Here is a 23161-nt window from a genome sequence, read left to right as displayed (position 1 = left end):
GTCGTCTCATTCTCCGGCTCATGCGTCCCCGTCGGCCCCGTCGGCCTGGTCAAGGATGCCGGGCAGCGCCTCGACGAAGGCGTCCGCCTCGTCGTCGCCCAGGTTCAGCGCGGGCATCAGCCGGACGACGTCGGGGGCGGGCGCGTTCACGAGGAAACCGGCCTCCTGGGCCGCCTGCTGCACCTTCTGCGCGTGCGGCCCGGTGAGCACGATACCCAGGAGGAGTCCGGCGCCCCGCACATAGTCGATCAACGGGTGACCGAGGCCCTCGATTCCCTGCCGCAGCTTCTCGCCCTGCCGCTTGACGTTCTCCAGCAGTCCCTCGCCCGCGATGCTGTCGAGGACGGCGAGTCCTGCGGCGCAGGCGACGGGGTTGCCGCCGAAGGTCGTGCCGTGCTGGCCGGGCCGGAGCAGGTCGGCGGCCCGGCCGAAGGCGACGGTCGCGCCGAGCGGCAGTCCGCCGCCGAGCTGCTTGGCGAGCGTGACGACGTCGGGCAGCACGCCCTCGTGCGCCTGGTACGCGAACCAGTGCCCGGTACGCCCGACGCCGGTCTGCACCTCGTCCAGGACGAGGAGCGCGCCGGTGGCGGCGGTGATGGCGCGGGCGGCCTTCAGATAGCCGGCGGGCGGGACGACGACGCCGTTCTCGCCCTGGATCGGCTCGATGATCACCAGGGCCGTCTCCTCGGTGACCGCGGCGGCCAGCGCCTGCGCGTCGCCGTAGGGCACGTGCGTGACGTCGCCCGGCAGGGGCAGGAAGGGTTCCTGCTTGGCGGGCTGGCCGGTGAGGGCGAGGGCGCCCATGGTGCGGCCGTGGAAGCCGCCGGTGGTGGCGACCATGTGGGTGCGCCCGGTGAGCCGGCCGATCTTGAAGGCGGCCTCGTTGGCCTCGGCGCCGGAGTTGCAGAAGAAGACGCGGCCCTCCCGGCCGAAGAGCTGGAGCAGCCGTTCGGCGAGGGCGACGGTGGGCTCGGCGAGGAACAGGTTGGAGACGTGGCCGAGGGAGGCGATCTGCGTGCTCACCGCGTCGACGATCGCGGGGTGGGCGTGGCCGAGGGCGTTGGTGGCGATGCCGCCGACGAAGTCCAGGTAGGCGCGGCCGTCGGCGTCCCAGACCGTGCGGCCCTCACCGCGTACCAGGGGCAGCCGGGGGGTGCCGTAGTTGTTCATGAGCGCGCCCTGCCACCGCTCGGTCAGCTCCTGGTTGCTCATGACTCCCCCTCGGTGTCCTGGTCGGGCACGACCATCGTGCCGATGCCCTCGTCGGTGAAGATCTCCAGCAGGATCGAGTGCTGGACGCGGCCGTCGATGACGCGGGCGGTGTTGACGCCGTTGCGCACGGCGTGCAGGCAGCCCTCCATCTTCGGGACCATGCCGGAACTCAGCTCCGGCAGCAGCTTCTCCAGCTGGGAGGCGGTGAGGCGGCTGATGACCTCGTCGGAGTTGGGCCAGTCCTCGTACAGGCCCTCGACGTCGGTGAGGACCATCAGCGTCTCGGCGCCCAGTGCGGCCGCGAGCGCCGCGGCGGCCGTGTCGGCGTTGACGTTGTAGACGTGGTGGTCGTCCTCGGAGCGGGCGATCGACGACACGACCGGGATCCGGCCGTCGGCGAGCAGCGCCTCGATCGCGCCGGTGTCGATGGCGGTGATCTCGCCGACCCGTCCGATGTCGACCAGTTCGCCGTCGATCTCCGGCTGGTGCTTGACGGCGGTGATGGTGTGGGCGTCCTCGCCGGTCAGGCCGACGGCGAGGGGGCCGTGCTGGTTGAGCAGGCCGACCAGTTCGCGCTGCACCTGCCCGGCGAGCACCATCCGTACGACGTCCATGGCGTCCTCGGTGGTGACGCGCAGGCCGGCCTTGAACTCGCTGACGATGCCGTGCCTGTCGAGGGCGGCGCTGATCTGCGGGCCGCCGCCGTGCACGACGACGGGCTTGAGGCCGGCGTGCCGCAGGAAGACGACGTCCTGGGCGAAGGCGGCCTTCAGCTCCTCGTTCACCATGGCGTTGCCGCCGAACTTGATGACGACGGTCTTGCCGTGGTGGCGGGTCAGCCAGGGCAGCGCCTCGATGAGGGTCTGGGCCTTGGGCAGGGCGGTGTGTTTCCGCGTCGTGGTCATGAGGAGTAGGCGCTGTTCTCGTGGACGTAGTCGGCGGTGAGGTCGTTGGTCCAGATGGTGGCGGTCTGCTCGCCGGCGGCGAGGTCGGCGACGATGTGCACCTCGCGGTAGCGCATGTCGACCTTCTCGCGGTCCTCGCCGACGGAGCCGTTCTTGCACACCCAGACGCCGTTGATGGCGACGTTCAGCCGGTCCGGTTCGAAGGCGGCCTGTGTGGTGCCGATCGCGGAGAGGACGCGGCCCCAGTTGGGGTCCTCGCCGTGGATGGCGCACTTGAGGAGGTTGTTGCGGGCGATGGAGCGGCCCACCTCGACGGCGTCGGCCTCGGTCGCGGCGTTGACCACCTCGACCTTGATGTCCTTGCTGGCGCCCTCGGCGTCGCGGATCAGCTGCTGGCCGAGGTCGTCGCAGACCTGCCGTACGGCGTCCGCGAACTCCGCGTACTCGGGGGTGACGCCGGCGGCGCCGGAGGCGAGCAGCAGCACGGTGTCGTTGGTGGACATGCAGCCGTCGGAGTCGACCCGGTCGAAGGTGACCTTCGTGGCGTCGCGCAGTGCTTGGTCGAGGGTCGCGCTGTCCAGGTCGGCGTCGGTGGTGAGGACGACCAGCATGGTGGCGAGGCCGGGGGCGAGCATGCCCGCGCCCTTGGCCATGCCGCCGACGGTCCAGCCGTCGCGTGTCACCACGGACGTCTTGTGGACGGTGTCGGTGGTCTTGATGGCGATGGCGGCCTTCTCGCCGCCGTGCTCGGACAGCTGGGCCGCGGCGGTCTCGACGCCGGCCAGGACCTTGTCCATGGGCAGCAGCACGCCGATGAGGCCGGTGGAGCAGACGGCGACCTCGCCGGCGCCGCAGCCGAGCACGTCGGCGACCTTCTCGGCGGTGGCGTGGGTGTCCTGGAAGCCCTTGGGTCCGGTGCAGGCGTTGGCGCCGCCGGAGTTGAGGACGACGGCCGCCAGCTCGCCGCTCTTGAGCACCTGCTCGGACCAGAGCACCGGCGCGGCCTTCACGCGGTTGGAGGTGAAGACGCCCGCGGCGGCACGGCGCGGCCCGTGGTTGACCACGAGGGCCAGGTCCGGGTTGCCGTTCTCCTTGATCCCGGCGGCGATGCCCGCTGCCGTGAATCCCTTGGCTGCCGTGACGCTCACGGTGCGACTCCGATCATCGAGAGCCCCGTGGTCTCGTCGAGACCCAGGGCGATGTTCATGCTCTGGACGGCACCGCCCGCGGTGCCCTTGGTCAGGTTGTCGATGGCGCTGATGGCGATGACCCGGCCGACGGCCTCGTCGTAGGCGACCTGCACCTGGACGGCGTTGGAGCCGTAAACGGACGCGGTGGCCGGCCACTGCCCCTCGGGCAGCAGGTGGACGAACGGCTCGTCGGCGTATGCCTTCTCGTAGGCGGCGCGCAGGGACTCGGCGGTGACGCCCTCGGCGGCCTTGGCGCTGCACGTGGCGAGGATGCCGCGCGGCATCGGCGCCAGCGTCGGCGTGAAGGAGACCGCGACCCGCTTCCCCGCGACCGCGCTGAGGTTCTGGATCATCTCGGGGGTGTGCCGGTGGCCGCCGCCGACGCCGTACGGCGTCATGGAGCCCATGACCTCGCTGCCCAGCAGGTGGGGCTTGGGTGCCTTGCCCGCGCCGGAGGTGCCGGACGCGGCGACGATCACGGCCTCGTCGGCGGCGAGCCCGGCGGCGTAGGCCGGGAAGAGGGCGAGTGTGACCGCGGTCGGGTAGCAACCGGGCACCGCGATGCGCTTGGACCCCTCCAGCGCGGCGCGGGCACCCGGAAGCTCGGGGAGGCCGTACGGCCAGGTGCCGGCGTGCGGGGAGCCGTAGAACGTCTCCCAGTCGGCGGCGTCCTTGAGCCGGAAGTCGGCGCCCATGTCGATGACGAGGACGTCCGGTCCGAGCTGTTCGGCGACGGCCGCGGACTGGCCGTGGGGCAGCGCGAGGAAGACCACGTCGTGCCCGGCGAGCACCTCGGGGGTGGTCTCCTCCAGCACCCGGTCGGCCAGCGGCAGCAGGTGCGGCTGGAGCGCGCCGAGCGTCTGCCCGGCGTTGGAGTTGCCGGTCAGCGCGCCGATCTCGGCCTCGGGGTGGGCGAGGAGCAGACGCAGGGCCTCTCCGCCCGCGTATCCGCTCGCACCGGCCACCGCCACACGTACTGCCATGTCCACCCTCCTCTGGATGGCATGACTATACGCAGGCATGCACGTTTATGCAATCGTCCGCCGAGGGGCCGCCTGGCGCGGAGCCGCCCGCCGCGGCGCCATGATCCAGCGGGACACGACGAACGTCACCGGGATCGCCGCGGCGGAGGCGAGCAGCGGGGCCCAGCGGTCCCCGGTGTGCAGCACGTCGACCAGCACCCACACGCCGGCCGTGGTGCACACGAAGTTCGCCGCGTTGGTCAGCGGGAACAGCAGGAATTTCCGCCAGGTGGGCCGGGTCCGGTAGGTGAAACGGGCGTTGAGGAAGAAGGAACCGGTCATGCTGAGCACAAAGGCCAGGACATGGGCGGCGAGATAGGGCAGCCGGGTCAGAAAGAGCAGATACAGGCCGAGATAGGTGCCGGTGTTGACGACACCGACCACGGCGAAGACGAGAACCTGCCGGCGGAGAACGGAACTCCCGGAACTCACGGCACCAGGTCCTTCGCCCGCTCGGCATTGGTCGCCTTCACCAGGAAATGCGGGCGCCGTTTCACCTCGTAGTAGATGCGGCCCGTGTACTCGCCGATCACCCCCAGCATGATCATCTGGACGCCGGCCAGGGCGGTGACGGCCGTGATGATCGTGACGTAGCCGGGGGTGTCCACGCCGTGCAGGAGGGCCGCCGTGACGATCCACGCCGTGTAGACGCCGGCGCACAGCAGCAGGCCGAGGCCCAGGTAGAGGGCGGCGCGCAGCGGTCGGTTGTTGAAGGAGAGCAGTCCGTCCAGTCCGTAGTCGAGCAGGGAGCGCAGGCTCCATGAGCTGCGGCCGTGCTCGCGTACGGCGTTCTCGTACTCGAAGGTGGTGGTGGGGAAGCCGACCCAGGCGAACAGGCCCTTGGAGAAGCGGTTGTACTCGGTGAGGCCCAGGACGGCGTCCACCACGCGGCGGGACAGCAGCCGGAAGTCGCCGACGCCGTCGACGAGTTCGACGTCGACCAGCCGGTTGACAATCCGGTAGTACAGCCGGGCGGTGAGGGTGCGGGCCATTCCGTCGCCGGTGCGGGTGCGGCGGGCCAGGACCTGGTCGTGGCCCTGTTCGCGCAGCTCCACCATGCGCGGGATCAGCTCGGGCGGATGCTGCAGGTCGGCGTCCATGACGACGACGGCGTCCCCGGTGGCGTGGCGCAGGCCCGCCAGCAGGGCCGCCTCCTTGCCGAAGTTGCGGCTGAAGGAGACGTACCGGACGCGGGTGTCGTCCTCGGCCAGCTGTTTCAGGACGGCGAGGGTGCGGTCGCGGCTGCCGTCGTCGACGTACACGAACTCCATGTCGTGGCCGAGCGGCAGCAGTTCCTCCGCGACCTCGCGGACGCGGTCGTGGAAGCGGCCGACGACGTCCTCCTCGTTGTAGCAGGGCGCGACGATCGAGATGAGCATGGTCGGTTCTCCCCCTGGGGCGCGGTCAGAGAGGGCTGGTCGCCCGCTCGCGCGGGCGTGCGGTCGTGGTCGGTGCGGTGCGGGCGGCGGCGCGCCGGCGGCGCAGGGCCGCGAGGGTCCCCAGCAGGGCCAGGGTGAGCAGCGAGGCGCCGCCGACGGCTGTGCCGAGGCGCAGTCCGGGCGGATGGAACGTGCAGGTCAGGGTGGTGGCGGTGCCGTCGAGAGGGACGGCGATCAGGCCGTGGTAGCTCCCCGCGGGCCTCGCCGGTGCGTCACCCGTGGCGCACCGCCAGCCGGCGATCCGGGGGGCGGCGACGACGGCCGTGCCGGTGCTGCCGGCGGGGAGGTCGGCCCGGACCGTGCCGTCGGAGACGGTCACCCGGGTGGCGCCGGTGGCCTTCAGGTGCCGGACGGCGGTGTGCAGCCGGGCGGTGTCCAGGCAGCCGACGGCTCCGTCCGGGACGACGCCGGTGCGGTCCGGGGACAGTTCGATGCGCAGCAGCCCGGAGGCCGGCGTCCGGCCGAGCCGCTGCATGGCGGCGATCTTGGTGACGGGGTGGTCGGAGCGGAACCGGCCGGTCAGGGGCTGCCCGGGCAGGCGCGCGGTGCCGGAGAGGTAGGGCGCCCACAGGTACACCTCGCTGCCGGCCGGGCAGCGGGCGGTGATCGTCGGCCGCGGTGCTCCGGCGGGTACGGCGCCGACGCGCAGGCCGGGACGCTCGTCGGTGCTCCGGCCCGGCTGCCGTCCGGCGCCGGTGCGCACGGTGAGCCGGGGCACGGTGTAGACGCGCGCGCCGAGCAGCAGCTCCTGGTTGCGGTACGGAGAGGGGCCGAAGGCCCGGGGGGCGTCCGCCGCGGGCCGTACGGTGACCAGCGGCGGCACGTCCTGCCGGGTCACGGTGGGCGGGGTGCCGCTCGCGTCCGGCCACCAGCGCTGGTGGGGGTCGGGCGGGGAGTGCACGCGGGCGCCGACCGAGAAGATCGCGTCCGTGACGGCGTTGTCCAGGCTCTGCACGTTGCGGCCCCGGGAGGTCCAGCCGCCGCCGAGGGCGGTGAGGGTGGTGCTCAGGACGTCCGAGGTGAGGCTGCTGTAGTACTGGGCGCCCTCGCCGCCGACCAGCAGCGGGTCGTTGCCGACGGTCTGCTCGCGGCCGGGGTCGGTGCGGTAGCGGGGCCAGTCGTCGGCCTCGGCGATCACCGCGGCCTGCCGCTCCTGGCGCGCTCCCCAGGGCGCGTAGTCGTCCATGTGCGCGAGCCGCAGCCGGGTGGCGACGACCGAGGTGGCGGCGGTCTCACCGGCCTGGGTGCCGGCCAGGAGCAGCACGGCGAGTCCGGCGGGGGCGAGGCGGCGGACTCGGGCCCGGGCACGCGGGGCCTCGTCACGCGGGTCCCCGGAGCGTGTACGGCTCCCCGTCCCCGTACGGTCCTCGGCCCGCGTCCGTCCGAGCAGCGCGAGCCCCGCCAGGCCCCCGGCCGCCGCGGCCGGCGCGACCAGCAGGGTGAACGGGCGGTCGGTCAGCGCGCTGGCGCTCGCCGCCGCGGCCAGCAGGGCGAACAGGGCGCCCGCGGCGGTGAGCGCGCGCGGGCCGGGCGGGCCGTAGGCGAGCGCGTGCCAGGCGGCGATCACCAGCAGGGCGCACAGCACGAAGGTCTGCCGGTACGGGCTGCCCTGCGGGGTGGCGAAGGCGTGCCAGAGCAGGTGGGTCGGTCCCCACTGGAGCGACAGCGTCACGGCCGCCGCGAGCACCGTCCAGCCGGCCCGTTCCCGCCGGGGCACCGCCCGGTGGAAGGGCAGGGCGAGGGCGAGCAGCAGCGTGGTGGTGCCGACGTAGACGGCCGGGGTGCCGAAGCTGTACGTCGTCGGCAGGAAGCGGGCCAGCAGGTCCTCGGTGGGCACAGGCCGGAAGTGCAGGACCCGGCCGGGGTGGGCGTACCGGGTGCCGGACCAGACGACGGCCACCAGGGGCGCGGCCAGCCCGACGCCGAGGGCGACGGTGCCGGCGGCGCGGACGGCGGCGGTGAGCCGCTGCCGGCGGCCGAGGCCGGACAGCCACAGCCGCACCAGCAGGACGAGTCCGGCGGCGAGGGTGGCCATGTAGGCGGTGTAGAAGTTGGCGGTCCAGGCGCCGGCCACGACGAGCACACCGAGCAGCGGGCGCCGCCCGGTCAGCGTCCATTCGCCGACCAGGCACAGCAGCGGCAGCGCGAGCAGGCCGTCGAGCCACATGGGGTTGTAGCAGCCGGAGGTCAGGGTCCAGCCACACAGCGCGTACGACGCGGCCAGCAGGCCCGCCGCCCACCAGCGGCCGGGGCGCAGCCGCAGCAGCAGCCAGGCCATGGCGGCGGCGGCCGCGGCGGTCTTCAGCACGGTGACGGCGTACACCGCGAGGTCGATGCGGTCGCGCGGGAACACCGCGACGAGCAGGGCGAAGGGGCTGCTGAGGTAGGTGCCGAGGTCGGGCAGGAAGCTCGCGCCGAAGCCGGACTGCCAGTTGATCAGGAGCCCGCCGTGGGCGCGTCCGTGGAGGAGGTCCCACAGATGGGCGTGGAAGGGCACGTACTGGTTGCCGAGGTCGTTGACGCTGCGTGTGCGGGGGCCGAAGGGGTAGCTGCGGGCGGCGGCGTCGGCGGCGCAGAAGACGCCGGCGGTGACCGCGGCGGCGAGCAGGGCGGCGGCCCGCCGCGGCACGGCGGACTTCGGACACGACATTGCTGGCAGGCCCCCCGGAAAAGTGGCGGTCAATCGCCGACTTAGACGGAGCGACCTCTCATTTGGTTGTGCCCGAGTTACACCTGAAAGGAAAAAGAAATCTCCGTTCCGGATATCCCCGCGCTTTCGGAAAGGAATTATTGTTTCCGGGGAAACGGAAAATGGCCGGGAGGTTTCCGGCCGGTTCGGCGCCCGCCCTCGCGGGGGGTGCCGCTTGCGCTGGAGTGGACTCGAAGTCCTACGGTTCCGGACATGAGCAACCATCAGAACACCACCCGCGACGAGCGCTTCGCCCACGGCCTGGAGGTCCTGCGGAGGGTCGACGGCGAGGCCGGGCAGCGGGTCATCGACTCGCTCGCCGACATCAGCCCCGAGCTGGGGCACCAGATCGTCGCCTGGGGCTTCGGCGAGATCTACGACCGTCCCGGCCTCGCCCCGCGCGACCGGCAGCTGGTCACGCTGGGCATGCTCACCGCGCTCGGTGGCTGTGAGGCGCAGCTGGAGGTGCACGTCAACGCGGCCCTCAACGTGGGTCTGACGCCCGAGCAGATCGTCGAGGCGCTGCTGCACTCCGCGGGGTACTGCGGCTTCCCGAGGGCGCTCAACGCGACGTTCGTGGCGAAGAAGGTCTTCGCGGAGCGCGGGCTGCTGCCGGTCGGCGAGCAGCCCGCGCGGGAGGAGCCGCCGGCTACCTCTGCCTGATCCGCAGGAAGGTGACCGAGTTCGCCGGGAAGGTGTAGGTGAACTTCGCGGACACCCCGGACAGGGTCGAGGTCACGGGCGTGACCGGGGTGTTCGTCTCGCTGTTCACCGCGTCCGGGGCGGCGGCGAGGGTGGTGACCCGGGCACGGGAGGCGACCTGGGCGCCGCCCAGGTCGATCGCCGTACGGGCTGCGCTGTCCTGGGCGTTGACGACCTTGACGATCAGCTCGCCGGTCGCCGCGTCGCGGGTGACGACCTGGCGGAACGGCTCGGCCGCCCTGTCGTCGGTGAAGCCGCCCCACTCCTGGCCGTCGAGGTAGAGGGTGACCTGCCGGCCGCGCACCTTGATGTCGATGTCGTAGGCGCGGCCCGTCTCGATCGACCCGGCCTTGGAGATCAGGGTGGACTTGCCGCCGTCGGAGGCCTGCTCCACGGCGGACTGGGTGTTGTTCCAGCCGCCGAGGTTCCACCAGTAGTAGTTGCCGGTGTCCTTGACGCCGAAGGCGACGAGGAAGCCCTCCTTGCCGGACTTCTTGGTGGCCTTCACATGCAGGTCGTAGTCGTGCCAGGCGGGGTCGCCGGCCTGGACCATGGTGTTCTCGGCGGTGGCGTCGGTCTGCACGTACCGGCCGTCCTGGACCGCCCAGGTGCCGGTGCCGGTGTGGGTCCACTTCGAGGCGTCGCCGGAGAAGTCGTCGCCGAACAGGGCCGTGCCGTCGGCGGCGGTGACCCGCACGTCGTCGTAGGCGGCGCTGGTCGCCCAGGTCGACAGGCCGATCGCGCCGGTGATCGGACCGCTGACGGACGGGGTGAGCGACGCCTTCGACGGTACGACGCGGTCGCCGGTGTTGGTCATGAACAGTCTCTGGACCTCGTAGTTGGCCGAGTTCCAGGAGGCGTGGTTGTTGAACCAGACCATGTCGGGCCGCCACTGCACGTAGTCCTCGTTGGCGAACAGCGGGGCGTAGGAGGCGAGCTTGACGACGTCGGCGTTGCGTTCCAGGCCGGTCATGTAGGCGGCCTCGGACAGGGCGTTCTTCCAGGCGTTGCCCTGGGAGGCGTACTCGCCGAGGAAGACCTTGGGGCCGCTTCGGTCGTAGGAGTCGTAGCGGTCGTTGTTCTGCAGGAACCACTGCGGGCTGTTGTAGTAGTGCTCGTCGACCATGTCGACGCCGGCGTCCCGGTTGAGCTTCCAGGCGGTGTCGAACGTGGTGCCGCTGTCGTCGGGGCCGGAGTTGGAGATGACCTGGACACCCGGGTACTTCGCCTGGATCGCGGCGCGGAACTGCCGGAAGCGGGCGAAGAACTCGTCGGGCAGGTTCTCCTCGTTGCCGACCTCGATGTGGGTGAGGTGGAAGGGCCTGGGGTGGCCCATCGCGGCGCGGACCTTGCCCCAGGTGGAGGTCGCGGGGCCGTTGGCGAACTCGACCAGGTCGAGGGTGTCCTGGATGTGCCGCTTGAGCAGGGCGTCGTCGGCGACGGCCTTGTTCTGGCCGCAGCCGGTGACCAGGGCGGGGACGACGGGCAGCGGCATCGCGCCGATGTCCTCGGCCAGGCGGAAGTACTCGTAGTAGCCGAGGCCGTAGCTCTGGTTGTACCCCCAGAAGTTGGCGTTGGTGGCGCGCTGCTCGACCGGCCCGATGGTGTCCTTCCACTGGTAGGCGCGGGCGCGCTGCCAGCCGGAGGCCTCGCTGTAGTCCTCCATGGAGCCGGTGTTGACCAGGCAGCCGCCGGGGAAGCGGACGAAGCCGGGGTGCAGGGCCTCGATCTTCTCGGCGAGGTCCTTGCGCAGGCCGTTCGGCTCGCCGCGGTAGGTGTCCCGCGGGAAGAGGGAGACCATGTCGAGCGCGGCGGCGGCCGGGGAGGCCACGGTCAGGCGGCCGTAGCTGCTGGTGCGGGAGGCGGTGAAGGTGGCCCTGTACTGCGCCCAGCCGCCCTTGACGGCGACCTGGCGCGCGCTCGCCAGCGGGCCCGCCGCGTCCTGGAGCGTGACGGTGAGCGTGGTGGCGGCCTCGGCGCGGGCCCATACGGAGAAGTCGTACTTCTTGCCCGCCTCGACGCGGATGCCGGTGTTGTAGCCGGCGTTGGTGACGGAGGAGCCGGCGCCCAGGGAGAGGTAGGAGCGGTTGCGCTCGTTGAGGCGGCCGGCGTCGTTCAGGACCTGGGCGGTGCCGTCGACGGTCCAGGCGGTGAGCGGGGTGTAGGAGCGGTTGTCGGCTGTGGAGTACTCGAAGGACCGGTTCTGCACGAGTTCGGCGTACAGGCCGCCGTCGGCGGCGCGGTTGATGTCCTCGAAGAAGACGCCGTACATCGTGTCGTCGATCGCGGCGCCCTGCGCGGCCGGGTCGACGGTGAGCGTGTAGTCGGTGACGGTCGCGGCCTGCGCGGGGGCGGGCAGCACGGCCGTGGCCGTCAGCAGGGCAGTGACGCCGAGACCGAGTCTCCAGCGGGTGCGTGACATGAATACTCCGCGGCTCTTGCCCCCGAAGGGACTGTTCGAAATATCAGACATTGGTCAGCACTTCGAACGGCAAGATAGGGAGGGGGCAGGGACGCGTCAATGGGTCGCGCAGGAGTCACACGAGGAACGGAGGGACCGCGGTGCCGCACACGACGGTCGATTTCTGGCCGGTGCCGGATGTGCTGGCATATCTGGCGGGCACCTGGCGGGTCACCCGGTCGGTGCGGGACCTGGCCGGCGGTGACGAGGGCACCTTCGCGGGGACGACCGTCTTCGGTCCCCTGGAGGGCGGCGGGCTGCTGCACCGCGAGTCCGGCACCTTCACCTGGCGGGGCGTGGCCCGGCCGGCGGAGCGGACGCTGCGGTTCCTGCCGGGGGCGCGGCCCGGGACGGCCGACGTGCGGTTCGCCGACGGGCGGCCCTTCCACGACCTGGACCTGAGCCGGGGACGGCATGTCGCCGACCACCCGTGCGCGGCCGACCTCTACCGCGGCGAGTTCACCGTCCGGGACGAGGACCACTGGCGGACGGTGTGGCGGGTGCGCGGGCCCGCCAAGGACCTGGTGCTGACGACCGGTTACGCCCGCGAGGGCTGATACGCCGTCCCGTCGAAGCGCAGGTTCCAGCGGCCCGCCCGTCCGGTGACGGTGGTCGTCGACAGCGGGCGGACGTCGATGTTCCAGTACGTCGAGGGCGGCGCCTTCAGCGCGTACACGAGCGCCGCGCGGATCACGGACGGCTCGGCCACCGCGACGATCCGGCAGCCCTCCTCGACCGGCCGCGTGTCGAGCCAGCCGCCCACCCGGCCGATGAACGCCAGCAGCGACTCACCGCCGTGCGGGGTCGAGCGCGGATCGGCCAGCCAGGCGTCAACCAGGGACGGCTCGCGGGCCATCGCCTCCCCCAGGGTCAGCCCCCGCCAGCGGCCCATGTCGCAGTCCCGCAGCGCGAGCTGCACCAGCGGCGCGTAGCCGAGGGCGTCGCCGGTCGCGCGGCTGCGCGGGGTCGGCGAGCAGTAGCGCAGGTCGGCGGCCGCCAGCGGCAGCAGGTCGGCCGCGACCTGCTGGACGGCGTCCCAGCCCGCCTGGTCCAGCGGGCGGTCGTCCTGGAAGCGCTCGGCGAGCAGCGGGGAGCTGCGCGCCGCCGCGACGAACGTGACCCGAAGTGGCATGCGGTGATGGTGAGCCGCTTGTGTACGCAGGTCAAGAGGCGTTACCGGTGAGTTACCCGGAGTAGGCGGGTCATCGCTCAGCAGGTGCGGCCCCGCCTCTGGCGCGGCCGGCCCGGCCTCCCCCGGTCGGTCCGCTCAGCGGGCGCCGCGCCCGGCGGCGCGGGCCTGCCATTCGCGGCCGATGGTCCGCAGCAGTGCCGGGTAGACCCCGAGGTAGCGGAAGGGCTTGATGCCCGCCATGTACACCGCGCCGAGCAGCCCGTTCGGCTTGACCAGGACCGTCAGCTGCCCGCGGTGGCCGCCGGAGCCGTCCGGCACCCAGCCGATGTGCAGCACGCCGTGCACGGTCTTGTTGCCCATCTCCGCCGCCCACTCGTCGTCGAGCAGAAAGACGGAGGTGAAGGGGGAGGAGCCGAGATCGGGGCCTCGCGGGCTGTCCCGCAGGTCGGCGGGGAGCCGGTCGCGCAGGGAGGGGATCCTGCCGCCCACACCGCTCCCGGGCTCGTCCCAGCCGAGCAGCGCGCCCAGCTTCCAGCGGATGGCGAACAGCAGGCGGCCGACCCGGCCCTCGCCCTTCACCTCGCCCTCGCGCGCGAGCCCCTCGGCCATCTGCTCGACCAGCAGGTGCAGGTCGCCGGGGCCGCCGGGGGTGGGCATCGCCCAGACGTCCTCGACGGTGAAGTCGCGGGTGATCTCGTGGATCCGCCAGGGGCGGTCGGTGTGGGCCGTTCGGGGAAGTCGCATGCGCAGACCCCTGTCTATACGGTGGCGTATAGATCCACCCTAGCCAGCTTTATACGCCCCCGTATACTCGGCCGGGAGGTGAGGAGGCACACACCATGGGCGCGATCCGCACGCCGCGCGAGAAGTGGCTGGAGGCGGGGTTGCGGGCCCTCGTCGCGGGCGGCCCCGAGGCCGTCCGGATCGAGGCGCTCGCCCAGTCGCTCGGCGTGACCAAGGGCGGCTTCTACGGCTACTTCCGCAACCGGGACGCGCTGCTGGCCGAGATGCTCGACCTGTGGGAACGCGAGGTCGCCGAGAGCGTCATCGAGGAGGTCGAGCGCGGCGGCGGAGACGCCCGGGAACGCCTCGACCGGCTGTTCGGCCTGGTCGCCGCGGCTTCCGAGGGACCGGTGCGCGGGGTCACCGCCGACATCGCGATCCGGGACTGGGCACGCCGGGACCCGGCCGTCGCCGAGCGGCTGCGCCGCGTCGACAACCGCCGGGCGGACTACCTGCGCTCCCTCTTCTCGTCCTTCTGCCCCGACGAGGACGAGGTCGAGGTCCGCTGCCTGATCGCCATGTCGGTGCGCGTCGGCAACCACTTCAACGCGGCGGACCACGGCGGGCGCGGCCGCGCCGAGGTGATGGAGCTGCTCCGGCGGCGACTGCTGGCGTGACGGCTCCGGGGGGCCTTGCCGCCGCCGCAGCCCCCGCCCCTCACCGGCCGCGCACCTCGTCCCACGCCGCCCGCAGGCGCCGTACCCCCTCCGCGATCTCGCCCGTGCCCGCGACCGCCGCGAAGCTCAACCGGACGTAGGCGGCGGGGGGTTCGGCGCTGAAGTAGGGGCGGCCGGGGGCGAGGGCGACGCCGGACCGCAGGGCGGCGGAGGTCAGGGCCGTCTCGTCGGTGCCGTCCGGCAGGCGCACCCAGAGGCTGTAGCCGCCCGACGGGACGTGCGGCACGGTGAGTTCGGGCAGGTGCAGGGCGAGCGCGCCGGTCATCGCGTCGCGGCGGGCCTTCAAGTCGGCCGAGATCGCCCGCAGATGGCGCGGCCAGGCGGGCGAGCCGACCAGTTCCAGCGCCGCCTCCTGCAGCGGCCGGGGCACGAAGAAGGCGTCGACGACCTGGATGGCCCGCAGCCGCTCCAGCACCGGGCCGCGGCCGGCCAGCGCGGCGACGCGGAAGCTGGGCGAGGTGGCCTTGGTGAGGGAGCCGACGTGGACGACGACACCGTCCGGGTCGTCGGCGGCGAGCGGGCGGGGCAGCGGCCCCGCGTCCTCGTGGACGAGGCGCCGTACGAAGTCGTCCTCGATCACGAAGGCACCGGCCTCGCGGGCGATGCGCAGCACCTCGCCGCGCCGCTCGGGGGCGAGGACCGCGCCGGTGGGGTTCTGGAAGAGCGGCTGGCAGACGAAGACCCGGGCGCCGGTGGCGCGGAAGGCGTCGGCGAGCAGATCGGGGCGTACGCCGTCGCGGTCGACCGGCACCGGGACCGGGCGCAGTCCGGCGGCCCGGGCGATGGCCAGCATGCCGGGGTAGGTGGGCGACTCCACGAGGACGGGGGTGCCGGGCGACGCGAGGGCGCGCAGCGCGGTGGTCAGCGCGGCCTGGCCGCCCGCCGCGACCAGCACCTCGGCGGCGGTGACCGGGCCGCCGATGCCGCGGGCGAACCACTCCCGCAGCTCCGGCAGCCCCTCCAGGGGCGGGCGCCCCCAGGCGCCGGGGCGGCGCCCGGCCCGGGACAGCGCGGCGGCCATCGCCCGCTCCGGCTGGAGCGAGGGGTGCAGATAGCCGCCGTTGAACTCGACGACCCCGGGCGGCGGTACGGCGAGCGAGACGGTCACACCGGAGGCGTCGACCGTGCGCGGGACGAGGTCGGTGGCATGGTCGGCGCTGAGCACGACCTCCTGCCAGGAGGTGTCCCCGGCCGGCTGCACGGCCGCGCGGGGCCGTGCCCGGAAGGCGCCGGCGCCGGGGCGGGTGACGACCAGGCCCTCGGCGGCCAGCTGGGCGAGGGCCCGCGAGACGGTCACCGGGCTGACCCGGAAGCGCTCCACCAGGGCCCGGCTCGACGGCAGCTTTCCGCCTGGAGAGTAGCGGTCGAGTTCCTGTCGCAGGAGATCCGCCAGTTCGCCCACACTGCTACGCTGTTGCATGAGGACACAGAGTAGCGCTACTACCCCGACGACGATAGCGGTCGGCACCACCGCCCCTGCGGTCGCTCCGGCCCCTCGGACCTCCGCCGGTCTCGTCCAGGCGGCCCTCGGGGTGACCGCCTTCTCGCTCACCTTCCCGGCCACCGCGTGGGCGCTGGAGGGCTTCGGCCCCTGGGCCCTGGTCGCGCTGCGCAGTGTCCTCGCCGCGGTCATCGCGGGCGTCTGCCTGCTCGCCCTGCGGATCCCCGTCCCGGCCCGCGCCCACTGGCCAGGCCTCGCCGTGGTGGCCGCGGGGGTCGTCGTCGGCTTCCCGCTGCTGACCACGCTCGCCCTGCAGACCTCCACCACCGCGCACGCCGCGGTCGTGGTCGGCCTGCTGCCGCTGACCACCGCCCTGTGCTCCGCGCTGCGCGTCGGCTCCCGCCCCTCGCGCACCTTCTGGCTGGCGGCGTTCGCCGGGGCCGCCGCCGTGGTGGCGTTCACCGTGCAGCAGAGCGGCGGCGCCCTGACCACCGCCGACGGCTACCTCTTCGCGGCGCTCCTGGTGTGCGCGGCCGGCTACACCGAGGGCGGCCGGCTGGCGAAGGTGATGCCGGGCTGGCAGGTGATCGGCTGGGCGCTGGTGTTCTGCCTGCCGCTCGCCGTGCCCGCCGCCGCGGTGGCCCTGGCGTACCAGCCGGCGCAGCTGACCGCGCACAGCGTGGCCGGTCTGCTGTGGCTCGCGGCGGGCTCGCAGTTCCTCGGCCTGGTCGTCTGGTACCGGGGCATGGCGGCCATCGGCATCCCCAAGGCCAGCCAGTTGCAGTTGGCGCAGCCCCTCCTCACACTGGTGTGGTCGGTGCTGCTGCTGGGCGAGCACCTGACGGTGGCCGCCCCGCTGACGGCGGCCGCGGTGCTCGTGTGCATCGCCGTCACCCAGCGGGCCCGCGGCTGACCGGGCCGCGTCCCGCCAGCGCCCGCCGCCGTGGGCTCACCACCACGGACCGCTGCTCCCGCACACCGGTGAGGAGGCCCCGCAGATGCGAGCAACCGTGGGCGACCAGCTTGTCCAGCACGGCAGGGTGGTCGGTCAACACGACAAGGTCGGCGAGATCGTCGAAGTCCTCGGGCAGGAGGGCAACCCCCCGTACCGCGTCCGCTTCGAGGACGGGCACGAGGGCCTGTGCTCCCCCGGTCCCGACACCGAGATCCGCCACAAGGGCATGCCGCAGCCCCAGTCCTCCTAGGGTCCGCCTTCCGGCTCACGCCGGGGGCGGCGCGGGCTGCGCGTAGTGGTCGGCGACCACCCTGGCCATCGCCCCGGCACGGTCGGCGGCGACCTCCCGGGCGGAGAAGAACACGTGCCCGCGCGCCTGCGGGTACTTCTTGGCGAGGGTCAGGTGCCGGGACAGCTCGGCGGGGTCCTGCCAGGCCGCGGGCTGGGCGGGATCCCCCGCCTTGTACAGGGCCTCCCCCAGGTACAGCCGCGTCCTGCTGCCCCGGGCCGTCTCGGCCCACCAGGGCAGCAGTTCCGCGTAGTCGGCGTCGGCGAAGCCGATGTTCCAGTACAGCTGGGGCACGAGGTAGTCGATCCAGCCGCCGCGCACCCACTTGCGGGTGTCCGCGTACAGGTCGTCGTACGTCTGCACGCCCGCCCGGGTGTCCGAGCCGAGCGGGTCGGTGTCCCCGTTCCGCCACACGCCGAAGGGGCTGATGCCGAACTGGGTGCCGGGCCGCACCTGCGCGATCCGGGCGGCCGTCTCCCGCACCAGCTTGTCGATGTTGTCCCGCCGCCAGGCGCCCCGGCCCGGGAAGCCGGCGCCGTGACGGTCGTAGGCGGCGTCGTCGTCGAAGGTCTGGCCGGGCACCGGGTACGGATAGAAGTAGTCGTCGAAGTGCACGGCGTCGACCGCGTACTTCTTCACCGCGTCGAGGATCGCGTCCTGCACGAAGGCGCGGACCTCGGGCAGCCCCGGGTTGTAGTAGAGCTTCCCGCCGTACGACACCACCCAGTCCGGGTGCCGGCGGGCCGGGTGCGAGGCCACCAGCCGCGCCGGGTCGGTGTGGTTGGCGACGCGGTACGGGTTGAACCAGGCGTGCAGCTGGAGCCCGCGGGCGTGCGCCTCCTTCAGGGCGGTGCCGAGCGGGTCCCAGCCGGGGTACTGGCCCTGGGTGCCGGTGAGCCAGGCCGACCAGGGCTCGTACGACGAGGGCCACAGCGCGTCCGCGGTGGGCCGCACCTGGAGGAACACGGTGTTGAGGCGGCGCCGTACCGCGAGGTCGAGCAGGGTGATCAGCTCGGCGCGCTGCCGGGCCGCGGTCAGCCCCGGCGCCGAGGGCCAGTCGCGGTTGGCGACGGTCGCGATCCACATGCCCCGCATCTCGCCGGCCTGGGCGCGCGGCCGCGCCAGGCCGGGTGCGGCCGGCCCCATGGCCAGCGTCGACAGCGCCGCCACCGTGAACGCCCGCCGGGTCATCCGCCCCATGCACCTGCCCCCAATACCCGTACGCTCCGGATCCGCTCGGTCACGGATCGTTCCGCACCCCAGGATGCCCCCACCCAGGCGATCGATCATCGATACTTGGCGGTAACGTGCACGATCGGAGCAGGCAACCGGACCACGGCAGACCTGCCAGCCGTAGATCAGCAGCGAAAGGGACGATGTGACAGACATCGAGCGCGTCGGAGTGGTCGGCTGCGGTCAGATGGGGGCGGGCATCGCCGAGGTGTGCGCCCGCGCCGGTCTCGACGTCAAGGTCGCCGAGACCACCGGCGAGGCCCTGGAGATCGGCCGTACCCGGCTGTTCACCTCCCTGGCCAAGGCCGCCGAGCGCGGCAAGATCAGCGAAGCGGAGCGGGACGCCACCCAGGAGCGCCTGAGCTTCACCACCGACCTCGGGGAGTTCGCCGACCGGGACCTCGTCATCGAGGCGGTCGTGGAGAACGAGCAGGTCAAGGCCGAGATCTTCCAGGTCCTGGACCAGGTGGTGACCCGGCCGGACGCCATCCTCGCCTCCAACACCTCCTCCATCCCGCTGGTGCGGCTCGCCGTCGCCACCCAGCGCCCGGACCAGGTCATCGGCATCCACTTCTTCAACCCGGCGCCGGTGCAGAAGCTCGTCGAGCTGATCCCGGCGCTCACCACCTCCGAGGGCACCCTCAGCCGGGCGCAGCTGTTCGCCGAGAAGGTGCTCGGCAAGCACGCGATCCGCGCGGTGGACCGCTCCGGCTTCGTCGTCAACGCGCTGCTGATCCCCTACCTGCTCTCCGCGATCCGGATGTTCGAGTCGGGCATCGCCAGCCGCGAGGACATCGACAACGGTATGGAGCTGGGCTGCGCCCACCCGATGGGCCCGCTGAAGCTGTCCGACCTGATCGGCCTGGACACGGTCGCCTCGGTCGCGCAGAGCATGTACGAGGAGTACAAGGAGCCGCTGTACGCCGCTCCCCCGCTGCTCCAGCGCATGGTGGACGCGGGCCGTCTGGGCCGCAAGTCCGGCTCGGGGTTCTACACGTACAGCTGATGATCGGCCGCGACGGCTGATGATCCGCCTCGACGGCTGATTACGGACAGTGGCCGAAAAGGGCCCGGCACTCGCATGAGTGCCGGGCCCTTCGCATTCACACACCGTGTGCGCTCCGGGCACGCATATGCCCATCGCACACTCTCCCGCCGCGCCCACCAGGCGAGTTGACTCATCATGCGCATGCAAGGGATGTACGACCGACACGGAAAGGAGCGGACTCGTGACCGCCGATCCCGAGCATCCCGTAGTCCACGGAGAACTCGCAGAGTTACGGCGCCGGCTCGACGTGGCCCACGCCCGCGTCGAGGGAGGACTGGCCCTGCTGCACCACCGCACCGAGGAGACCGCCAAGGAACTCGACGAACTGAACACGCGGATCGTCTCCCTGGAGCACGCCCGCTGGCCGCTGCCCGCCGTCGCGACGCTGACCGCGCTGGGCGCCCTCGTGGTCGCCGTCTGGGAGGCCCTCGGACGCTGAGGCCCGTCCGGCGTGGTTCAGGGCGTGCTGTCCTGACCGAGCCTCAGCTGGTGCAGCATCAGTAACGCGGCCGCCATGTTGGCGGCCGGGACCTCCCCCCGGGCGACCATGTCGGGGACGAGTTTGAGGGGGACCCACTCCCGGCGGTCGGACTCGAAGTCGTCCACGGGGTGGCCGATGTACTCGCCCTCCTCGGCCCAGTAGATGTGGTGCCGGGCGTCGGTGAGCCCGTTGGACGGCTCCACGCTCATCAGGTGGTGCAGCGGTCCCGGCCGCCAGCCGGTCTCCTCCTCCAGCTCCCTGGCGGCCGCGCGGGCGATGTCCTCGCCGTCCTCGACGACACCCGCCGCGAGTTCCCATCCCCAGCTGTCGGTGATGAAGCGGTGCCGCCACAGCAGCAGCACCTCGTTGGCCTCGTTGACCACCGTGGCCACGGCGACCGGCCGCAGCCGTATGAGGAAGTGGTCGAGGTGCCGGCCGTCCGGCAGCTCGACATCCGCGAGATTGACGCTGAACCAGCGGTTTGCGTACACAGTCTGTTCGTTCTGTTTCGTCCACTGCACGGTTCTGCCACCTTCCGACGAGTAAGTGGCAATATCGCAGCAGGAGCGGGCTGACAGCAGGCGCACGGAGAGCCGCTGGGGCGCAGGGGACGGGGCTCGTGCCCGGGTCAGAGGGGGACGCGCAGCGCCCCGTCGATGAGTTCGGCCGCCTCGGAGGTGCCCGCGCAGCCGCTGCGGACCAGGTGTTCGCGGACGGCGCGGAGTCTGTCGCGCAGCCGCTGGGACTCCATTCCGCGGGCCTGCTCGGCCATCTGCACGGCCGTGGCCACCGCCTTGTCGGCGTTGCCCCGGCGCAGCTCGATCGTGCTGAGCATGGCCAGCCGGTGCACCCGCCCGCGGTCGTGGGCGGGGTTGTCCACGGCGGCGGCCGCGTGCTCCCGGGCCGCCTCGAGTTCGCCTAGGCTGAGCAGCGCCTCCGCCACCTGGACGTTGACCAGGCCGGGCTGGACATAGCCGGTCTCGTCGGGTTCGTGGCCGCGCCGGATGCGGTCGGCGGCCGTCTCGGCCCGCCGGATGCAGGACAGGGCACTCGTACCGTCGCCGAGGTGCGCGTACGCCTTCGCCTGCATCGCGTACAGGTCGGAGGCGAGCGCCGGGGTGATGTGCTTGCCGGCGGTGCGCAGCGCGGCCTCGGCGAAGGCGACCGCCTGCCGGTACTCCCGCATGAACAGCGACTGGTTGACCAGCAGCGCTATGACGTACGCGCCAAGACCCCGGTCGCCGCTGGCCTTGGCGAGCCGGAGGGCCTGGTGGAAGTAGCGCTGGGCGAGGCCGTGCGCGTCGGAGTCGTACGCGCAGATCCCGGCGATCGCCACCAAGCCGCCCGTGGCGCGGTGCAGTTGCCGGCCGGTGGCGTCGGTGTAGCCGCCGCGCAGCAGCGGTGCGGCCTCGGCGTTGAGGAAGCCGACGATACGGGCGCGGGTCGCGATGCCGCCGGCCTTGCGGTACATCTGCTCGTAGTGGGTGCGGGCGGCGCGCAGCATCTCGATGTCGGCCGGGGTGACCCGGTGCCGGCCGCCGCGGGAGACGTCGACGTCCTCGGGCGGGTTCTCCCACTCCCACACCGGCATCACCGCGGGCGTGCCGGTGACCGCGGGCGCGCCCAGGATGTGCGGGCGCTGCTGCTCGTCGGAGCGCCACAGGGCGGTGGCGCGTTCGACGAAGCCGGACAGCGAGGTGCCGTGCACGGTGGCCGGCTCGCCGGGCACGCCGAGACCGATGTCGTCGAGGGTGACCGGCCGGTGCAGCCGGGCGGCGAGCACCTCGCAGATCAGGTCGGGCACCTGGCCGCGCGGGCGCTGGCCCTTCAGCCAGCGGGCCACGGCGGTGTGCTCGTACCGCAACGCCAACCCGCGTCTGCGTCCCGCCTGGTTGACGTGCGCGGCCAGACCCGCGTGCGAGATGCCCGCCTCGTCCAGGATCGCGTCCAGCAGTGTGTTGGGCTGCATCTGTGCCCCCCGGTGGCTCGGTGCCGGACAGACTAGTGGGTGCGGGTTCACACGGGGTGTGAACGGAGTGCGCGAATCCGCAGGGTGCGCGCGCTGTCGCGGAGAGTTTCCACCCGGTTGACTGAAGGGCCTCGCAAGAGGCCGGCCGGGCCGCCGGCTCCCCCTCGTACAGTGCGGCGGCCCGCTTTTCGAGCCGTCCGCCCCGCTGCCTGCCCGACACTCCGTGGCGGGCGGGCGGCTCGTCGGCGCGCCGCGCCGGCGACGCCCGGTGACTAAGTGCCGTTGTGTTCGAGGTGCGTGGTCGAGTGCGGGTGCGCGGTGGGTTCTCTCGCGGTTCCCCGCGCCCCTGAGGACGCGCAGTGGTCCCTTGTCCGCTCGTTCCGCAGGACCAGGAGGGCGATGTCGTCCGTCGGCCTGCCCGCCGTGTGGCGGCGTAAGGCCCGCAGGACCGCGCCGAGCAGCACCTGGGGCGTCAACGGGTCGATGTGGACGGCGCCCGCCAGCGTCGCCCGCAGCGGGAAGAACCGGCCCCGGCTGTCCCGCGCGTCCTCCGCGCCGTCCGTGTAGAGGAACAGCATCTCCTCCGGCCGCAGCGGCGGCGGGTGCAGGACGGGCAGGTCGCGCGGGAGGGGAAAGGGGCCCAGGGGCGGCAGGGGGTCGGTGCGGGCCAGGGGCTCGACGCGGGTGCCGGTCAGGCGGTACGGCCAGGGGTGGCCGCAGTTGAGGGCACGCAGGGTGCCGTCGCGGCCGATCTCCAGCAGCACGAGGGTGACGAACTCCTCCGCGACCGGCGACTCGGGCTCCCGCCCGGCCGAGGGGTGTTCGGCACGGGCCCGCTCGCGCAGATGGCGGGCGAGGGCGCGGTCGAGGCGGCGCAGGACCCGGCCGAGGTCGGGCTCGTCGTGCACGGCCTCGCGGAAGCTGCCGAGGACGGCGGCGACGGTGCCGAGGGCGGCGAGGCCGTGTCCGCGGACATCGCCCATGACGGCGCGGACGCCGTGCTCGGTCGCGATGACGTCGTAGAGGTCGCCGCCGACGCGGGCGGTGCCGTCGGCGGAGATCTGGAACGCCGCGGTGCCCAGCCCGTCGACCCGTGCGGGCGGCGGACGCAGCAGCACGTTCTGCGCGGCGCCCGCGACCCGGCGGACCTGGCGCAGCTCCCGCAGCAGGGCCCGGCGGACGTGCAGGACCAGCCCGGTGCCGACGGCGAAGAAGACGGCACTGGTGGCGACGCGCGCGACCGTGCCGTCCTGCTGGGCGAGCGGGCAGGTCAGTTTGTAGCCGATCGCGACGGCGCCCCAGGCCATGGGCAGCCCCAGCGCGAGGGCCCGGCGCAGCGGCAGCCGGATGCGGAACATGTCGATGGCCCCCCATCAGGCCCCGGACGCGCAGAATCGGACCGGCCTCGAAAGACCGGTCCGATTCTGTCGGCAGATGGCCCGGAAGAACCAGATCACCCGGAAACGCCACCCTTTCGAGTGACGTAACCGCAACGCCGGAAAGGGGCGCGGGGAACTGCGCGACCGGCCACGA

General features: G+C 72.8%; 22 protein-coding genes. 7 read left to right on the top strand and 15 right to left on the bottom strand.

The features are described from left to right. Positions 1-18: 18 nt before the first annotated feature. The 7 genes from IE308_RS30390 to IE308_RS30360 are packed head-to-tail and all read right to left on the bottom strand — an operon-like array spanning position 19 to position 8418. Positions 19-1212, bottom strand: coding sequence for an acetylornithine transaminase (locus tag IE308_RS30390; protein ID WP_190220370.1), 1194 nt, complete (start codon positions 1210-1212; stop codon positions 19-21). Further along, positions 1209-2117, bottom strand: coding sequence for an acetylglutamate kinase (gene argB / locus IE308_RS30385; RefSeq protein ID WP_110626988.1), 909 nt, complete (start codon positions 2115-2117; stop codon positions 1209-1211). The genes IE308_RS30390 and argB overlap by 4 nt, the downstream gene beginning before the upstream one ends. After that, a complete protein-coding gene (gene argJ, locus IE308_RS30380) occupies positions 2114-3265 on the bottom strand; it encodes a bifunctional glutamate N-acetyltransferase/amino-acid acetyltransferase ArgJ (protein ID WP_190220369.1) in 1152 nt (383 codons plus the stop codon). The genes argB and argJ overlap by 4 nt, the downstream gene beginning before the upstream one ends. Then, the gene (gene argC / locus IE308_RS30375) at positions 3262-4290 is read right to left on the bottom strand and encodes an N-acetyl-gamma-glutamyl-phosphate reductase (protein ID WP_190220368.1); all 1029 of its coding nucleotides are present in this window, start codon (positions 4288-4290) and stop codon (positions 3262-3264) included. The genes argJ and argC overlap by 4 nt, the downstream gene beginning before the upstream one ends. 45 nt (positions 4291-4335) lie before the next feature. Then, positions 4336-4761: a GtrA family protein gene (locus IE308_RS30370; protein ID WP_190220367.1), complete on the bottom strand. Its 426-nt coding sequence runs from the start codon at positions 4759-4761 to the stop codon at positions 4336-4338. Next, on the bottom strand, positions 4758-5708 hold the full coding sequence (locus IE308_RS30365; protein ID WP_110626992.1) for a glycosyltransferase family 2 protein: 951 nt from the start codon (positions 5706-5708) through the stop codon (positions 4758-4760). Before IE308_RS30365 ends, IE308_RS30370 begins: the two co-directional genes overlap by 4 nt. Positions 5709-5733: 25 nt before the next feature. After that, positions 5734-8418 (bottom strand): YfhO family protein, encoded by a 2685-nt coding sequence (locus IE308_RS30360; protein WP_190220366.1) that lies wholly within the window; start codon positions 8416-8418, stop codon positions 5734-5736. Between the two features lie 252 nt (positions 8419-8670). Here IE308_RS30360 and IE308_RS30355 point away from each other — a divergent pair, with 252 nt between their 5' ends. Continuing rightward, a complete protein-coding gene (locus IE308_RS30355) occupies positions 8671-9120 on the top strand; it encodes a carboxymuconolactone decarboxylase family protein (RefSeq protein ID WP_110626994.1) in 450 nt (149 codons plus the stop codon). Here the strand turns inward: IE308_RS30355 and IE308_RS30350 are convergent. Next, positions 9107-11581 carry an alpha-L-arabinofuranosidase family protein gene (locus tag IE308_RS30350; protein WP_190220365.1) on the bottom strand — a complete coding sequence of 825 codons (2475 nt, stop codon included), beginning with the start codon at positions 11579-11581 and terminating at the stop codon, positions 9107-9109. The two genes, IE308_RS30355 and IE308_RS30350, sit on opposite strands and share 14 nt — an antisense overlap. Before the next feature lie 140 nt (positions 11582-11721). On the opposite strand from IE308_RS30350, the gene IE308_RS30345 reads away from it, so the two are divergent. Further along, positions 11722-12177 (top strand): DUF6314 family protein, encoded by a 456-nt coding sequence (locus tag IE308_RS30345; protein WP_190220364.1) that lies wholly within the window; start codon positions 11722-11724, stop codon positions 12175-12177. On the opposite strand, the gene IE308_RS30340 is transcribed toward IE308_RS30345, so the two are convergent. Both IE308_RS30340 and IE308_RS30335 read right to left on the bottom strand, forming a co-directional pair. Then, the gene (locus IE308_RS30340) at positions 12159-12752 is read right to left on the bottom strand and encodes a histidine phosphatase family protein (RefSeq protein ID WP_110626997.1); all 594 of its coding nucleotides are present in this window, start codon (positions 12750-12752) and stop codon (positions 12159-12161) included. The genes IE308_RS30345 and IE308_RS30340 overlap by 19 nt on opposite strands. Positions 12753-12887: 135 nt before the next feature. Continuing rightward, positions 12888-13496 (bottom strand): DUF2867 domain-containing protein, encoded by a 609-nt coding sequence (locus IE308_RS30335; protein WP_190220363.1) that lies wholly within the window; start codon positions 13494-13496, stop codon positions 12888-12890. A 95-nt stretch (positions 13497-13591) separates the two neighbouring features. Here IE308_RS30335 and IE308_RS30330 point away from each other — a divergent pair, with 95 nt between their 5' ends. Then, positions 13592-14152 carry a TetR/AcrR family transcriptional regulator gene (locus tag IE308_RS30330; RefSeq protein ID WP_110626999.1) on the top strand — a complete coding sequence of 187 codons (561 nt, stop codon included), beginning with the start codon at positions 13592-13594 and terminating at the stop codon, positions 14150-14152. Between the two features lie 40 nt (positions 14153-14192). Here IE308_RS30330 and IE308_RS30325 read toward each other — a convergent pair whose 3' ends face one another. Beyond that, positions 14193-15632 carry an aminotransferase-like domain-containing protein gene (locus IE308_RS30325; protein WP_190220362.1) on the bottom strand — a complete coding sequence of 480 codons (1440 nt, stop codon included), beginning with the start codon at positions 15630-15632 and terminating at the stop codon, positions 14193-14195. Here IE308_RS30325 and IE308_RS30320 point away from each other — a divergent pair. After that, on the top strand, positions 15631-16566 hold the full coding sequence (locus IE308_RS30320; RefSeq protein WP_110627001.1) for a DMT family transporter: 936 nt from the start codon (positions 15631-15633) through the stop codon (positions 16564-16566). The two genes, IE308_RS30325 and IE308_RS30320, sit on opposite strands and share 2 nt — an antisense overlap. 85 nt (positions 16567-16651) lie before the next feature. Then, positions 16652-16858, top strand: a complete 207-nt coding sequence (locus IE308_RS30315) for a DUF1918 domain-containing protein (RefSeq protein WP_110627002.1) — start codon at positions 16652-16654, stop codon at positions 16856-16858. 15 nt (positions 16859-16873) lie between these two features. On the opposite strand, the gene IE308_RS30310 is transcribed toward IE308_RS30315, so the two are convergent. Beyond that, positions 16874-18097 (bottom strand): glycoside hydrolase family 10-like protein, encoded by a 1224-nt coding sequence (locus IE308_RS30310; protein WP_190220361.1) that lies wholly within the window; start codon positions 18095-18097, stop codon positions 16874-16876. A gap of 178 nt (positions 18098-18275) precedes the next feature. Between IE308_RS30310 and IE308_RS30305 the strand changes: the two genes are divergently transcribed. Next, positions 18276-19136: a 3-hydroxybutyryl-CoA dehydrogenase gene (locus IE308_RS30305; protein WP_190220360.1), complete on the top strand. Its 861-nt coding sequence runs from the start codon at positions 18276-18278 to the stop codon at positions 19134-19136. Between the two features lie 223 nt (positions 19137-19359). Further along, positions 19360-19617, top strand: coding sequence for a hypothetical protein (locus tag IE308_RS30300; protein WP_190220359.1), 258 nt, complete (start codon positions 19360-19362; stop codon positions 19615-19617). Between the two features lie 17 nt (positions 19618-19634). On the opposite strand, the gene IE308_RS30295 is transcribed toward IE308_RS30300, so the two are convergent. The 3 genes from IE308_RS30295 to IE308_RS30285 all read right to left on the bottom strand — a co-directional run bounded on the left by IE308_RS30295 (position 19635) and on the right by IE308_RS30285 (position 22986). Further along, positions 19635-20180: an NUDIX hydrolase gene (locus IE308_RS30295; protein ID WP_190220358.1), complete on the bottom strand. Its 546-nt coding sequence runs from the start codon at positions 20178-20180 to the stop codon at positions 19635-19637. A 107-nt stretch (positions 20181-20287) separates the two neighbouring features. Next, positions 20288-21628 carry an NsdA family TPR-like regulatory protein gene (locus IE308_RS30290; protein ID WP_110627007.1) on the bottom strand — a complete coding sequence of 447 codons (1341 nt, stop codon included), beginning with the start codon at positions 21626-21628 and terminating at the stop codon, positions 20288-20290. Positions 21629-21900: 272 nt separating this feature from the next. Beyond that, a complete protein-coding gene (locus IE308_RS30285; protein WP_190220357.1) occupies positions 21901-22986 on the bottom strand; it encodes a PP2C family protein-serine/threonine phosphatase in 1086 nt (361 codons plus the stop codon). Positions 22987-23161 lie beyond the last annotated feature (175 nt).

The organism is Streptomyces griseosporeus (genome assembly GCF_014656055.1).
Lineage (GTDB): Bacteria > Actinomycetota > Actinomycetes > Streptomycetales > Streptomycetaceae > Streptomyces > Streptomyces griseosporeus.
Note: the sequence above shows the minus strand (reverse complement) of the source record. Positions and strands in the feature narration are given on the sequence as shown.